This is a genomic window from Pseudomonadota bacterium, assembly GCA_039033415.1.
Classification (GTDB): domain Bacteria; phylum Pseudomonadota; class Gammaproteobacteria; order Xanthomonadales; family SZUA-38; genus JANQOZ01.
The window spans coordinates 1-15,616 of record JBCCCR010000037.1 but is presented as its reverse complement, the minus strand read 5'-3'; the positions used below and the strand labels follow the sequence as shown (position 1 = coordinate 15,616).

Here is a 15,616-nt window from a genome sequence, read left to right as displayed (position 1 = left end):
CGGAGGCCTCGAAGTTACATCGGGGGCCCGTGTATCGCTTCGTACTCTGCAATAAAGTCCCGACGACTTTCAATCATGAGTACCTCCTCGCGCTGCCGGTCCAGGTCCGCCTCTGCCACGGCGAGCGCGGCTTGAAATCGCGGGTTTTGCCGCAGCCCATCCCAGCGCGGGTCGTGGCGGATGTAGACCAAATCTCGCCAACCTGCCTGAATCGCCCGCTCTAGCCGGTCCAGGGCTTGCTCTGTAACGCCTTCGAGTAATGCCAACAGCGCATATCGATAGATCGGCCCGCTTTCGTGCAAAAACCCGGCCTGTTCCGCGCGCTCGTAGTGAGCCGTCATTTGCCTGATCAGGGAATCCGCTGCCTCCACACGCCCGACGTTTTGGTAAGACCAGGCCAAAGCCAAGAATCCATCTGAGTCGAATCGATCTGACTGTTGCAGATGCCGAACTCCGGGCTCAAGAGTAGCAATCGCCTCGTCAAAACGACCGACGAGTGCCTGGCGCAGCCCTAGAATCTGGCTATTCATTCGCCAGGCGTACCGGACCTTCTCTGGCGCGCGACGATTGGCCTCTTCGAGCTGCTCGAGCGAACGTTCTAGATCGCCTTGATAATAGATCACCAACGACGAGTACCAGCCCATGCCGACGGACGGGTGGTCGGCCCAGTCATGCACGATGCGATTGCTCCAGTACTCGGCGCGCTCCCAAAGGCCGAGAAGCGAGTAGCCTGCAGCAAGGTCGAAGTGATGATGCAACTGCTGCTCAGCGTTAAGCTTACCTAATGCAATCAGTTGGCTGATTTGGCCGGTTGCCCGGTAATAATCGCGAGCAGAAACCATCATCTCCCGGCTAAGCTCCGGGAGACCAAGCTGGCGACGATAGATCTCGTTGGCACGATCATACTGACCACTTTGTGCGTAACGTGTTGCCAAGTTGAGGCCCAGTACGCGATGCAGCGGGTCAATTCTCAGAGCCTTTTCCAGCAGCACCAACGCTTCGGCAAATTGGCCCTGCGCGGTCAGTGCCGCGCCCAGCCAGTTCATGGCGTCCACCATGCTAGGTTCGCTTATGAGCGCGGACTCCAGGAGCTCCCGCGCACGATTGTAGTCGGGCGGATCATCCTCAATCAGCACAAGCCCCTGTGCGGCCAACGCCCGAGGAAGCCCCGGGTCGAGCGCCAAAGCAGTGTTGATCGCCCCACGCGCACCGGGCAGGTCCCGCCCTTTTGGCCGGGTGCCAAGCGCGAGGGCAATCGCGAGCTCGGCATACGCCTCGGCGAACCGTGGATCCAGCTCAATGGCTCGCTCAAGGCGCTCGGCAGCTCCCGTAGCGTCGCGTTTTCTCACAAGCTCTCGGCCAATCAGGAAGTTTTCGTACGCATACGAATCTGGCTCATGCGATGGCCGTTCCGTAAACGCAATCGTCGGCGCAACCGTGGCGGTAACGGTCTCAGCGATTTCCGACTGGATGGCAAAGATGCCATCCAGCTCCCGATCAAAGGCCTGGCTCCATCGCTGCTCACCGTTTTGGTCGACCAATGAGGCGACGATGCGCAGCTGCTGACCGTCTCGACGCACGCTGCCCTGAACCAGGTAACTGGCGCCAAGCAGGCTGGCGATGCGAGACGTCGGGTAGCTGCTCCCTTTAAAGGCAAACGACGAGTTGCGTCCGATGACCTTTAAACCGTTCACGCGGGCAAGTTTGTGAAGAATCTCCTCGGAAATGCCGTCGCAAAAAGCTTCGTTGCTCGGATCGGCGGTAGAGTTCGCGAACGGCAGGACCGCAATCGCATTTTCCAGCTTTGGCAGCGTGCTCTGCTCGACTGATGGCTGAGGCGCTGGTGCTGGCCGATCGCGCAAGTCCTGAATCCCCCCGTAGGCGATCACACCAACCACCCCCGCTAGAACCACCAGCAGGGCATAGTCTTTGGTGTGCAGCGGCAGCGGCTCGCGGGGGCTTTTCGCGTCCGCTGGCGGAGTGCGCACAATGCCGCGTTCGGTCACGTCAAAAAACCATCCGAAGACCATCACCACTGGGAAGCCGAAGACGGCCGTGGTAAGCAGGATGTTGATAGCCGAATCGGGCAGCCCCCAGGCCGGAAAAAACACGTCGGCAGCCTGCATCACCAGCCAGGAACCGATGATGTAAACCCCGGCGGTACGAAAGGTTCGGCGTCGCTGAAGCTCCCTGATAACTCCGCCGAAACCGATCAGGCGCCAGCGATCAGTTGCGACCGTGCCACCCGGGTTACCTTCGTTCAGGTTTCTCGGTTGCCCCTCAGTTAAGATGTCGCGCGTAAAGCGATAGCCCTTCTTTGTAACAGTTTCGATCGCCTTGCGGTCTTCCAAAGCCTTGCGCAACAGCGAAACCGCCCGTGTCAGGCTCTCATCACCACCGAATTCCCGGGCCCAGATCTTGTCGAGCAGCGCCTCCCGCGTTACGACCTGACCGCGCTGTTCAACGAGCGCCATCAGCACGGCCATCACCTTTGGCTCGAGCGAAACCTCGTCTCGCCCGCTGCTGACTAGACGGCGCTCCGGGTCGACCCGGACAGGGCCGATCGTGAAGGGTTGGGAAAGGTCCATCAGATCCGATACACCCATACAGCCAATGGCCGCCTATCTAAGTCGCTCACCGTGTGAGTATAGACGCGACAGGCGAGCAGGGTCGACGGATACAGCCCCGTTTGCCGCCCGTCCCAGCAGGCTGAAGCGTTCCGCGCTTGCTTTACGATTCGCGGCCGATCTCCCCTATGTTCACAAAAAGGGAGTTGACGCTCAAGCACACGCCCCAATGTGAGTCGAACGCAGGCTAGGCCCTAGCTTGAAGCCAAAGACAGTTGATGACCATGGACAGCAGACGCTTGTGTGGCCGTTTTCGCCGTTCTTTCGTGAGTCTTTCGGCCGTTTGTCAGGAGTCGCTAAGGCAAACTCGCTACTGTCACTTAGGTCGTTGAAGCTGACTTCCCATCTGTATGAATCACCGGCTTATAAAATGAGGCTTAATCCAGCCTTATTAGCCATCTTGCAAATTGCAGTAGGCGCTGTAAGCGCTGATCAACTCGCTACAGGCGGGGTCCGTGCGGAAGCAGCAGAAACGCTCCAGATCTTCCCTGGTGACAACCTTCATGCGGCGTTAGTTGGGCTAGGACCTGGCGATGAACTGATTATCAATGAGGGTTCTTACACCACGCAGGCCGAAGGCGGAGGCAGTTTTTTTCTCTCGGTGAATTGGCAAGGGACGCCGCTAGCGCCGATCTTGGTCCAAGCAGCGGACGGCGCCCGGCCCGTGATTTCAGGTATCCCCTCACAGGATGTGATGAGAATATCTGGTTCTCACTTCACGCTGCGGGGACTAGAGATTACCGGTGGCAGCCACGGTCTAAAACTCGATCGCGTTGACCACGCAACATTCGAAGATCTGGTAATCAGAGACGTGGGTGACGTCGGCATTTCTTGCAATCGTCCGGGTGGGCTTTGTGATCGGCTAGTCATTCGTCGAAATGAGATTTTCAACACCGGTGTTGATGGCGGCACGGGTGAAGGGATGTATTTTGGCTGCAATGGAGCGACATGCGAAATGGTCGACTCGTTGATCACCCAGAATTTCCTCCACGATCTGGGCGGGTTTCAGGGTGAGGGAATCGACATCAAAAACGGCTCATCGGGTAACCGCATCCAAGACAATGTCATCATTGGAGCAAACGCCGCCGGCGTTGCGCTTGGTGGCTATACAAACGCACCAGGGCGAACACACAACGCGATAGAGCGAAACTTCATCTGGAGCATTTCCGGTACTGGTATCCGGCTAGTTGGACAGGCCCTGGTAAGTAACAACCTGGTCGTCGCATCAGGAGAAAGCGGCATCCGAGCGGCACCCGATCAGGGTCTCGACCCCAAGGATCTTCAAATATTGCACAACACGGTATTCGACGCCGGCGATGCCTGCCTCCGAGGTAACGGTTGGGATATGGATGACCTGAGCACAACGGTCGTAGCTAACAACGCGCTCTACTGCCCCTCTGCAAGCGCATTTCGTCTCAGTGGCGGTGACGGCTCGGCCATCGTCGTCGGCAACGTGGGGTTGGGTGCAGGGCTTGTACCTGGCATTGCATCTGGAGTCAGTGCGTCCGGAGATTTTGTGGACCCTGGGCGTCTTGATTTTTGGCCTTCCGCTGCATCCGTGCTGCTTTCCGAGGGGGATTCGGCTTATGCGCGGGCCGACTTCAATGCGACAGAACGAACGCAGCAAACCCTTGACGCTGGTGCATACCAGAGAACCGCTCCTGGAAACCCTGGCTGGTTGCCTCGCGCGGCATTCAAGCGTTTGCCGGCTGGCGTATTCGGGGACTCGTTTGAAGGGCGTTGATTCGTGCGGCGCCATTAAAAGAGCCCGTTGCACAGTCGGTTGAGGTGGTTATTCTCAGGGGAGACCCAAGGGGATTGATTCGCAAACGAAGTATCGTTTGCTCACCCCTGCGGGGCGCCTGCGCTTCGCTCCGGCGTCCAAGTCGCTAGCGCAACTTAGTTATTCGCAAACGAAGTATCGTTTGCTTACCCCTGCGGGGCGCCTGCGCTTCGCTCCGGCGTCCAAGTCGCTAGCGCAACTTAGTGATTCGCAAACGAAGTATCGTTTGCTCACCCCTGCGGGGCGCCTCGCTTTGCTTGGCGTCCAAATTGCCTGCCGGCAATTTGTCCAACCTTGGGATTCGTACCAAGACCCTTGGGGACTGCGAATGGTTACGCAGTGCTCTCTCGTGATTGAGTAGGTTTGCGGCCAACCCGGCGCCAACGCTTCGGACTGCTTCAGCAGTTCCTCGGCGAGCGGGGTGCGTTGGGCGTTACGTAGCAATGTACTTCCTTGTTGGATAACAGCTCGCACCTCGCGGATTTCTGATTGGCCTCGATCAACATCTAGTGTTTCCCTTTGCTTCTAATCTTGCGGATCGCACCAACGCGAGACTTGCAGCAAACAGCGATCGCTGCCGATGGTAATCCATGAGCAGCAGTCCACAGATAAGGCCAGAGGTTCAGGCGATACTCGGGATACCCTGGTTGTCGTCGAGTAGCGGAAGAAAGTTGACAAAAAAATTCGCGAAATTCGCCATATAGACATGGGACTCACTTTTAGTGGGGTTTCGCGCCATGGGAGAGTCTAGCCGGTGCGCGGACATCCACATACGAAATGGACAAACTCATGAAGAGCGTTTTGATCACGATTGCCAAAGCATGCCTTGCTAGCCGGTCTACGACATCACAATCAGGCCTGATCTCAAGTGAAACCTCTGCGGATAACGGACTCTCTGTCAATCGCGGACGGAGTAACACTGAATGAATCAGCGCAAAGCACTTAGACAATCCCTTCTCGCTCAGAGCATTTTGGCGGCTCTCGGCACCGTGGGCACCGCGGCCCAGGCTGCAACCATTACGGTGACCACCAACGCCTCCGGAACCGATGCGGCTGACGGCCTGTGTTCGCTAGCCGAGGCCATCGACAACGCCAATGACGACACCGCGACGCACGCGGACTGTGCACCCGGCTCAGGCGCAGACACCGTCGAGTTGCCCCCCTCGCAGACCATCACTCTGCAAGAACGGCTGCCGTTGATCAGTTCTGATATCACCCTTGCCGGTAACGACGCGATTATCGAGCGCGATATCAGCGTAGACTGCACCGAAACACAGAACTCGGGACGCTTCGGGCTCCTGGCGATCTCATCGAGCACGGTGACGCTCCAGTCAATGACTGCGCGCTATGGTTGCGAGACCTACAGCGATGCGAATGCCGGACTGCGCGTCAGCGCCCACGCCATTGCCGCAGACAACACCACGCTAACCCTGGAGTCGGTGCGCCTGCTGGAAAATTCAGGATACAACGCTCAGGCGGGTGGGGTTGCCCTTCGGGATGGAACGCTCACGGTTTCAAGCAGCACGGTGTCCAACAACCAGGTTCAAAGCTCGGCCGCAACATCAGAGTCGGGGGCGGGTATCTACACTCGAGACGCCGATCTGCTGGTCCAGGGTTCGGTCGTTTCCGGCAATCGTATCGACCTTTCTGGCCGCGATGGCGCCGGCGGCATTTTTACAACTGGTGGCAGTATTCGAGTGGTGGATAGCGAGGTCACCGGAAGCGTCGCGTCTGCGAACAAGGACGCAGGCGCAGTGTTTTTGGAGGGCACCTCCATGACGCTGGAAGACAGCGTGCTCTCGGATAACCGCGCAGGCAACGCCGGCGCGATATACGCACTAACTTCCAGCGTCACCATTGAAGGCAGCACGCTCAATGGCAACCAGGCAACCGGTAGTGGCGGCTACGGCATGATCTACACCAACGGAGTGGGCAGCTATTTCCCGCTAACCATTTCGCGATCTACCGTCAGCGGTAACTCTGGCGGCAGAGCGGCCATCTCTACCTACGGAGTCGGAACGATCGACGTGACCGACTCAACGTTTGCGGCAAACTTCGGCAGCTACGCATCGGCGTTTAGAGGCTCTCCCTTCACGTCCAATGTGGTGACCTTCACCGCCTCAGGAAACCTGTTTTCGGCCAGCAGCGGCGATCTTTGCACCCTTCGTGCAAACACGGTCTTTGTTGTCGATAACAACGTGGCCACCGACAGCACCTGCGGCGCGGCAACCCTCACCACGACCACCGACCTGGCGTTGGGCACGCTGCAGGACAACGGCGGGCCGACGCCGACCCACGCCATCAACCCCGCCTCCAGCGCCCATGACGCGGCTGGCTTCGGCTGTCTGGGTGAATCCGACCAGCGCGGCGTGGCACGCCCGGCGGGCGCGGCCTGCGATGCAGGCGCGTTCGAGTATTCGGCCCAGAGCGGGAGCGACTTCGTGGTCAACGAAATCACCGACGATGGCGACGGCGTATGCAACACCGGGTTCGGGTGCACGCTGCGCGATGCCGTCCTCGCCGCCGAGTCCAACGCTGACGTGTCGACGGTGACGTTCGACCAGCGTGTGTTCGATGAGGGTGGCACAATCACCTTGACGCAAGGGTCTTTGGATCTCGCCTCCGACACAACCATCGTCGGCAGCGAGGTTACGATCACCCGGGATTCCTCGGTGACCTGCAATCTCAACGACAGCACTGACGCGGGTGAATTCCGACATCTCAATGTTTCGGGCGCGACGGTGTCGCTCTCTAACCTTACATTGACCAACGGCTGTGCGGACGGGCCTGACGGGACAGGTGCAGCCGCTCGCGGCGGCTCTGTCATGGTCTCTGGGGGGTATCTCACTTTAAGCGGCGTCTCCATGACGGACAACAACGCTCGGCGTCGGGGCGGTGCAATCGGTGCCAATAGCGGAGCCCGGGTCAGCGTCGACGGCAGCCAGTTCTCCGACAACTACGGTCGCACTAGCGGCGTGCTCTACGTGAGTAACGATGAACTCACGGTCTCTAACTCGACGTTTAACGACAACTCTGCATTCGCTGGAGGGATTACTTTCATGGACGACGGCGATACGGTGTCGTTGTCCAATGTAACCCTTACCGGAAACCAGGCGGCTGACTTCGGCGGCACCTTATATTTTTACGGCGGCGATCTGCGCATCAACGACGCGACCTTCTTTTCCAATACGGCGACCCAGGGCGGAAGCATCTTCGCGTACGCCTTCGGTGGGGGACCAATTCCGCTGACCATCACCAACAGCGTGATCGCCGGCGACGGCGGCGATTGCAATCTGAATGGATTGGGTACGCTAACCGACGTTATCTCGACCGACACCAATTGCAGCGGTGCAACCACCGCCACGCTGGAGGCCATCAACCTGGGCGTGCTGGCCGACAACGGCGGCGATACGCCCACCATCCTTCCGCAGAGTGGGTCCGTACTTGTAGACGCCTCAGCTAGCTGTACGAGCACCGATCAGCGCGGAATGGCGCGCCCGATGGACGCAGATGGTGCTGCGGGCGGTGATTGCGATATCGGTGCAGTGGAGATCATCAACGACGCGCCCGTGGCGCTGGGTGATCGCTATTCCGTCAGCGAAGATACCGCCGCACGAACCAATACGGATAGCGACGGAGGTGCTACCGCGACAGAGGACGATAACGGCGTTCTCGCCAACGACACGGACGCCGTTGATGACGAAGACGGCGGCGCGATTTCCGTCAGTGCACTGGCGAGTTCTCCAATCACCGATACCAACACCAGCGAGTCCTTTATTTTCTCGTCAGGGGCCGAAGTGACACTCAACCAGGACGGCACCTTCTTTTTCGACGGCACCGGCGACTTTGAGTTTTTGGCTGCCGGAGAAACGTCTTCGCAGGCTGTGGATTACACCACTACGGATGGATTCGCAGAAGCGACTACGGCTCTCATCATCGATGTGCTCGGCGCCAACGATAATCCCGTTGCGGCACCACTCAGCGTGACCATCGACGAAGATGCCTCGGGGACGTTCGGGTTCCCGGTAAGCGATGCAGACGCAACCGATACCTTGACCGTCGTTTTCGACGCGGTCGATGCCCGCTTCACGAATAACAACGACCAGACCTTTTCGTTCGACGCTGCGCAACCTGAGTTCCAGTCGCTGGGTGAAGGAGAATCTGCCATGGTAACGGCTGACTTCACCGCGACGGACGCACAGAACGCAAGCGCCAGCAATACGATCACGGTTAACGTCGAAGGCGTGAACGATGCGCCAACAACACCCGGTCTGCCCGCGCTCTCCGCGGCCGAGGACACCACCACGTCAGGTACTTTCATCGCTAGCGACATCGATGATTCTGTTCTCACATTTCGGATCACGGAACAGCCTGTTTCCGGACGGGTTGAGGCGACCCCGTCGGACGTGTTCGTCTTCGACCCGCAAGGAGCCTTTGAGGACCTGGACGATGGCGAAATCCGGGCCGTCAGCTTCTCCTATGAGGTTGAGGATCCGGGTGGACTGACGGCGACAGGTGCCGGCTTTATCCGCGTTGACGGCGCTAACGACGCCCCGTTCGCTAACGACGATGGCTACACAACGGATCAGAACACCGCCCTGGTCGTCGATTCGGTATCCGGCCTGCTCGCCAACGATACTGACGTTGATACAAGCGATACGCTTACCGTCGTAGCTGCGAGCGTGTTGCCGGTCTCCGGCCCGGGCGGCACCTTGACGGCAGATAGTGATGGTTCATTCAATTACACACCACCGGCCAATGTGAGTGGACTGGACGTGTTCACTTACGACATCACAGACGGTACCGCGCAGGCGACGGGCACGGTTACCGTTCGCGTTGGACTGGACAATCAGCCCCCGGTTGCCGTCGACGATGATTACACCAGCGACGAGAATGGAGCGCTGTCGGTGAGCGCTCCCGGCGTACTCGACAACGATACCGATCCTGAAAGCAACCCACTTTCCGTCAACTCTTCCGGAACGTTCGTTGCCCAGGGCATCGGCGGCATGATGACGCTCAACGCCGACGGCTCGTTCGACTACACACCGCCTGCAAACACCAGCGGCGTCGCGAGCGTGCTCTACACCGTTACGGACGGGTTCGGAAACACCGACGCAGCAACAATCACCATCACAGTTAGCAACATCGACGATGCACCCACTGCCTCGGACGACCTGTTAACGCCGGTCTTAGAGGGTGCAGATACGCAGGCCATTCCTGCAAGCTCGCTCCTTGCAAACGATAGCGCGGGAGCGGGTGATTCCACGGATAGCATCCGCATCACACAAGTCAGCGCCATTGCCGGAGTGCTGGCGACCGTCGATGACGGGGGCACAAGCAATCCGGCCGACGACACCGTTCGGGTGACGCCCCTGGACGATTTCTTTGGAGAGGCCAGCCTCAGCTACTCGATCGAGGATGATGCGGGGACACCCGCCATGGCGACGGCTCGACTAGCCGTTACACCGGTCAATGATCCACCTGAGTTTTCACTGCTCGGCGATCAGAGCTTCAGCGCCGGAACCGCAGGTGTGCAGGTTGTCGATGGCTTCGTCAACGTCACCACCCTAGGTCCAAACGAAATAGACCAACTGGTGCAGCGTATCGACGTGGCCACGGTCAGTGATCCCGACGGCGTTGTCGATCTGATCACCGTCGACGACAACGGGCGATTGTCCTTAGTGCTTTCGGGCAGCAACGGATCGGCGACTTTCGCCGTCACGGTCACGGACAACGGAGGCACCGCAAACGGCGGTGTCGACACAGCGGCCAGCCAAACCTTCCGGGTGAACGTTGGACAGGATCCGGATGTACTGTTCGTCGACGGATTTGAAACACCGGTGATTAACGGGTCGTTCAAGTCCCGGTCTATCGTGCTCAGCAAGGCTTCTCTGGAGGAGCGAGCGCTTGAGAGAGCCGCACCCACGCTTGTTATGCGCGCGAAGCACCCCACCACGCCCGCTTACGTTGAGACGTATGGGCGAATAACCGCCATGGGCCTACAGATTCAGTTGGTCCGATTCGAGGACGGCGCGATTACGAAGGGCGAATGGCAATCGCTGCATGGCGACAACGTCACGATTCGCTGGTGATGACGCCGATTCGTCGCAACACTTTTGATGGGGACAACGAACTGTTGAGGCGAGAGCGAAGATAAAAATGCTTCAGCTGGTTCACGAAATGGTTCGAACAGCCGCAGTTTGCGAGTATCGAGAACATCTAGGGCGAGCATATACCCATCCAGACTCAGGAGTTTGGTTGCTGAGTGCTCAAGGTTGCCGGGTTCTCAAGGTCGCCAACAGTGACTGGACTGATTGACGAGTCGCGAACGGAATCGTCGATCCTGCTCTCTCCAACTGGCTATTGATGGCTTCGACGGCAGAATTCATCGTTTCCAGATCGCCGCGCCTTTGACTCAGCGCGGCCTGAAGGGATTCTCGCTCGAGCTTCAGGTGGTCCGGAACCTGTCGCCCCTCCTCCACACGCAGCAGCGCTGCCACGTGCTCCTTCAACCGCTCGATATCATTGCTGGCGTAGGCGGCTCGCGCGGACAAAAGGTACGCGCTGTAGAGGTGACGCCAGTCATGTAGATCCGCCTTGAGGTGGCGATCTATCAGATCACGAAATTCGGTCGTGTCGGTTTGCGTTGCTAGCCGCAACGCCAGCCGATCGCGATCGACCGAGAGCAGTCGAAACACAATGGATTCCGGTTGTTCCGCAAAGAACTTACGAGCGCGCTCGAGACGAGCCTCCGCTTCTCCATACTGTCCTTGTGCCAGTTCCAGTCGCGCCAGTCGCTGCTCACTGAGCATGGTCTGGAGGTGATCTACGCCATAGTGGTTGGCGTAAATGGTCCGGGTTTTTTCGTAGTGTTGCCGGGCGTCCTCCAGATTTCCCATCCGGAAATGCGCGCCCCCGAGGCGGGACAGCGTCCGGGCAAAATCGGGGTGCCGCTCGTCCCAAACCGCGCCTGCGGCGGCATTGGCCCGGCGAAAGTACACTAGCGCCTCGTCAGCCCGACCCGAGGTAAGTAGATGGTCACCGATATTGGTAAGCGTCGGGATGACGTCCTGGTGAGTTTCACCCAACCGCTCCACCTGTTCATTCAGCAACGAGTGAAGCACGTCAAGACCGCGCTCAGAATCACCCTGCCGGAACAGCGTGAGTGCGAGATTTGCTTGCGCCTGCTTGATCCACAGATGCTCCTCAGGCAGCTGCTCGCGCATAATGACGAGCGCTTCCTCCAGCAGGTTTTGTGCTTCGACCTGAGAAGGCGCATGGCTGCTTTGTGTCAGCAAAACCGCAGCCAGGTTGATCATGGAAACCGACACATCCAGATGCCGGTTGCCCAGCAACTCCTGACGCAGCGATAGGGTTCGACGGTGCAACTGCGCCGCCCGCTCAAGATCCCACCTTTTCCAATACAAATTCGCCAGCGTATTGTTGACGTTAGCGATCCCCGGAAGATCTTGCGGGACGACTGCTGAATACATATCGCGTGCCGCTTCCAGGGTCGCAATCGCCGCTGAATCCTTAGCCCGGAGGCTCTGCACTCGCCCCAGCGCGAAGAGCGTATCGGCGAGGTCCTTACCGGGCCTATCGCCAACGGATGCGTTTTTGCGCTGAATGTCGGCCGATTGTTCTAGGAGCGATTGCGCCTCCTCAAGGTCACCAAGGTTGGCAGAGATATTACCGACCAGACGAAGTACCCGTGCCAATACTCGAGGGTTGTCGGCCAATTCGCTTTCTGCCTTATCGCGTCCGGCACTGAGGATATCGGCGGCATTGACACTTCGCGGATTGGTGGTTTGTGGGTCGGCAGTGCGGAACACGTCGACCAGAAACTGAGACACCCGGTCGGATTCCGCTTTCGCCGAGCGGGCAAGTTCTGCCTGACGGTTGGCTTTCTGCGCCTGTAGCGATGCGGCTATGACGCCGCCAGCCAACGCTAAGACGAATAGTCCAAGGGTGACAGCCACGGGCCAGTGGCGTCGGAGAAACCGTCCGGCGACATAGGTTCCTGTCAAATCGCGGGCAGCAATAGGCATGTGCTTGGTGTGCGCGATTAGATCTCGGCGCAAGGCATCCGCGCTTCCATACCGGTCGGCAGGATTTAGCGCCGCCGCCTTCTCGGCGATCAGGCTGATGTCTCCCCGAGTGCTCTTACTTAGCTCTCCGGTACTACCGCCGCGAGCCGCGGCGATATGTTCCTGCCCACGAGCACCGCATCGAGAAACACACGCGTAGAGTGAAGGCGGCGATTGCGAAGTGATTTGAGCCCAGGCCTGGCTCGGGTCCACATCGCCGAAGGGGCGGCTTCCAGCAACGAGCTCGTACAGCAGAACACCGAGCGAGTAAACGTCGCTCCTCGTGTCGGGAACGAGGCTGCCGTTGCTGGTTATCAACTCGGGGCTTACGTAGCCGGGGGTGCCCAGGCTGGTAGAAGCGGTTTGCCCACCCGGGGTATCCAGCCGAGATGCGATGCCAAAATCGATGACTTTTACCAGCGGCTTACCGCTCTGCTCGGTCACCAGAACATTCGGAGGTTTGATATCCCGATGCAGTATCCCGCGTTCGTGCGCATAAGAAATCGCATCACATACCTGAATGGCGAGCTGAATACGCTGCGAAACCGTCAATTGTTCAGCGTCACAGTACTCCGTGATGGGAGCACCATCGACCCACTCCATCGCCACGTAAGGGTGGCGGTTGTCGTCGACTCCCGACTGATAAACCGTTGCGATATGCGGATGACTCAAGCGGGCGAGCGACTCACATTCTTCGTCGAAACGAACCCGATCACGTTCGCTTTGCAGCCCGGCAATTCGCTTAATAGCAACCGGCCGCTCAATCAGTCCAGTCGATCGTCCGCGATACACGACCCCCATGCCGCCCCGGCCGATCTCCCGGAGATCCGTGAAACCTTCGATCTGAGGGATCTCGGAGTGCGCCTCCTTCAGGGTCCTGACGACACTCAGGACCGAGCCTTCTACAACGGAATCGCTCGTATTTATCCCCGCAAGTAGTGAAACGACTTCCGCTTCCAGCTGCGAGTCTCCGTTACAGGCATCGACAGCTGTTCGCTCCAGTGCCGCCTCGCTCACATCATAAAGATCCAGCAGAATCGCCTTTGCTCGCTGAAACAGGACGGAGTCTGTCGTCAAGACAGTTCCCTGCGAAGCCAAAGCTTGGTGACCCACCACTCCCGGGACAGCGTTGCCGTCGAGATGTCGAATATCTCCGCGATATCTTCGGCTTTTGCCCCCCCAAAAAACCGTAGCTCGACCATCTGCGCCTGACGCTGATCAATCTTCCCGAGACGCGTCAGAGCCGCATCAAGCGCAAGCAGATCGACAGGGTCATCCTCCGTATCCTTCAGGAACAGCGCTGCGTGTCGAACATCGCGTTTCGAAGCGTTCTTTCTCCGCGCATAATCGACGAGGTACCGGCGCATTGCGGCCGCTGCCACGACCAGGAAGTGTTTTCTCCCCCTTAACTGCATCCTTGGTCGGCCCGCCATCTTCAGGAACACTTCATGAACCAAGTCGGCGGTTTGCAGCGTGTGCCCCTCGCGCTCTTTGCGCAGATATCCCGACGCGAGATCCTCCAGCGCTTTGTAAATGAGCGGAAACGCGGCGCGCACGGCTTCATCGCCGTCCTCGGATTCATTTAGGATGTCCGTGATCGTTAGATCCGCACGATGCATACGCGAAATATATCACCGTGCTGTGATCGCGGCAGAGGCACTCGGTGCGCGTCGTCGAAAAAAGGCGTTAGCGCAACGTGTCGAACCAGGCGTTGGAACTAAGACTCTTGGCGGCACTATAAAAAAGGCCCGCTGCCCAGTCGGTTGAGGGGGTTACTCTTGAGGGAGACCCAAGGGGATTGTTTGGCAAACGAAGTATCGTTTGCTTACCCCTGCGGGGCGCCTCGCTTTGCTCGGCGTCCAAATTGCCTGCCGGCAATTTGTCGAACCGTGGGGTTCGTATCAAGACCCTTGCGGGCGCCATTAAAAAAGCCCGCTGAAGCGGTCAAATTAGGAGACTCTCTTAGGGGAGACCCAAGGGGATTGATTAGCAGGCGAAGTGTCGCCTGCTCACCCCTGCGGGGCGCCTTCGCTTCGCTACGGCGTCCAAGTTGCTGGCGCAACTTGTCGAACCTGGGGTTCGAACCAAGACCCTTGCGGACGCCATAAAAAAACCCGCGGAAGCGGGTTTATTTATGGCGTCCCCAAGGGGATTACGAATGGTTGCGAACTGCAGACTCATGATTGCCTAGCTGTGAAATGGGGTGCCGTTTTTTCGGACACGATTTAGCCAATCTCTCACGAAACAGTCTCCGGAAAACCCGGGGTGGTTCAGTCTCCCTCATTACCATCAGGCAACGAGCGATTTGCTGAATGACTCCGGCACCGACGAATTCCATGATCTGTAAAACAAACGCATTGACAAACGCGCCATGGCCTATATGCTTCATGTAGCTTGAAGTTTTGCCGAAGTATTTATGCCCGCTGTTTCGAAGTCTCGTCTGTTGTACCTCGTCCTGTTTTCATAAGTAGTCTCAGCATTTCACGCGAATCCGCCCACTCGGGCTTTATTTTCAAACTTATTTAGATAGGAACATCACTATGTCCACCGTTACCGGTACCGTTAAATGGTTCAACGACGCAAAAGGCTATGGCTTTATCGAGCAAGAATCAGGTCCTGACGTATTCGCCCACTTTAAGGCGATCGCCGGAGAAGGCCACCGATCACTCATAGAAGGTCAGCGAGTTCAATTCACCGTCACGCAGGGCCAGAAAGGCCCGCAGGCGGAGAATATTTCCCCCTGCTGATCAAATCCGGGCTGGAACGTGAGTTCCAGACTCCCAGAAAGCAAAAGTGGGATCTTCGGATCCCACTTTTTTGTCTTCCGCCCGGCGGCTCGCACATATCTTACCCTCGGGCAGGCTAACCAATACCTGATTAAGCGCGCAGAGCCCCAGGCAGTGTGGTTCGGATGCCTCGCCGCTATCACCAAATTTTTGTTTTCCAGTAGTTCGACTATTCGAGCCAGTGCGGCTGTCCGCAAACGAGTTATGCGACTCTCCTAGCTGTCCGTTGCCGACCACACCACGGCGGCGACGCTGCGCTGACCCAATTCATGCCGACATGTGCCGAAGTTGAGGCCGCCATCTCAGAGACGCCGGAGGTCGCCGAAGTTGCGG

6 protein-coding genes are annotated in these 15,616 nt (G+C 58.3%); 3 read left to right on the top strand and 3 right to left on the bottom strand.

From position 1 onward, the window contains the following. Positions 1–14 precede the first annotated feature (14 nt). Positions 15–2,588 carry a winged helix-turn-helix domain-containing protein gene (locus AAF358_23570; protein MEM7708555.1) on the bottom strand — a complete coding sequence of 858 codons (2,574 nt, stop codon included), beginning with the start codon at positions 2,586–2,588 and terminating at the stop codon, positions 15–17. A gap of 238 nt (positions 2,589–2,826) precedes the next feature. Between AAF358_23570 and AAF358_23565 the strand changes: the two genes are divergently transcribed. Both AAF358_23565 and AAF358_23560 read left to right on the top strand, forming a co-directional pair. Beyond that, on the top strand, positions 2,827–4,371 hold the full coding sequence (locus AAF358_23565) for a right-handed parallel beta-helix repeat-containing protein (GenBank protein MEM7708554.1): 1,545 nt from the start codon (positions 2,827–2,829) through the stop codon (positions 4,369–4,371). A 962-nt stretch (positions 4,372–5,333) separates the two neighbouring features. Then, positions 5,334–10,502 (top strand): Ig-like domain-containing protein, encoded by a 5,169-nt coding sequence (locus AAF358_23560; GenBank protein MEM7708553.1) that lies wholly within the window; start codon positions 5,334–5,336, stop codon positions 10,500–10,502. Positions 10,503–10,679: 177 nt separating this feature from the next. On the opposite strand, the gene AAF358_23555 is transcribed toward AAF358_23560, so the two are convergent. Together AAF358_23555 and AAF358_23550 are read right to left on the bottom strand one after the other, a co-directional pair. After that, complete coding sequence (locus AAF358_23555; protein ID MEM7708552.1) at positions 10,680–13,574, bottom strand: serine/threonine-protein kinase; 2,895 nt, start codon at positions 13,572–13,574, stop codon at positions 10,680–10,682. Next, positions 13,571–14,116: an ECF-type sigma factor gene (locus tag AAF358_23550; protein MEM7708551.1), complete on the bottom strand. Its 546-nt coding sequence runs from the start codon at positions 14,114–14,116 to the stop codon at positions 13,571–13,573. Before AAF358_23550 ends, AAF358_23555 begins: the two co-directional genes overlap by 4 nt. A 921-nt stretch (positions 14,117–15,037) precedes the next feature. On the opposite strand from AAF358_23550, the gene AAF358_23545 reads away from it, so the two are divergent. Next, on the top strand, positions 15,038–15,244 hold the full coding sequence (locus AAF358_23545) for a cold-shock protein (GenBank protein MEM7708550.1): 207 nt from the start codon (positions 15,038–15,040) through the stop codon (positions 15,242–15,244). Positions 15,245–15,616 lie beyond the last annotated feature (372 nt).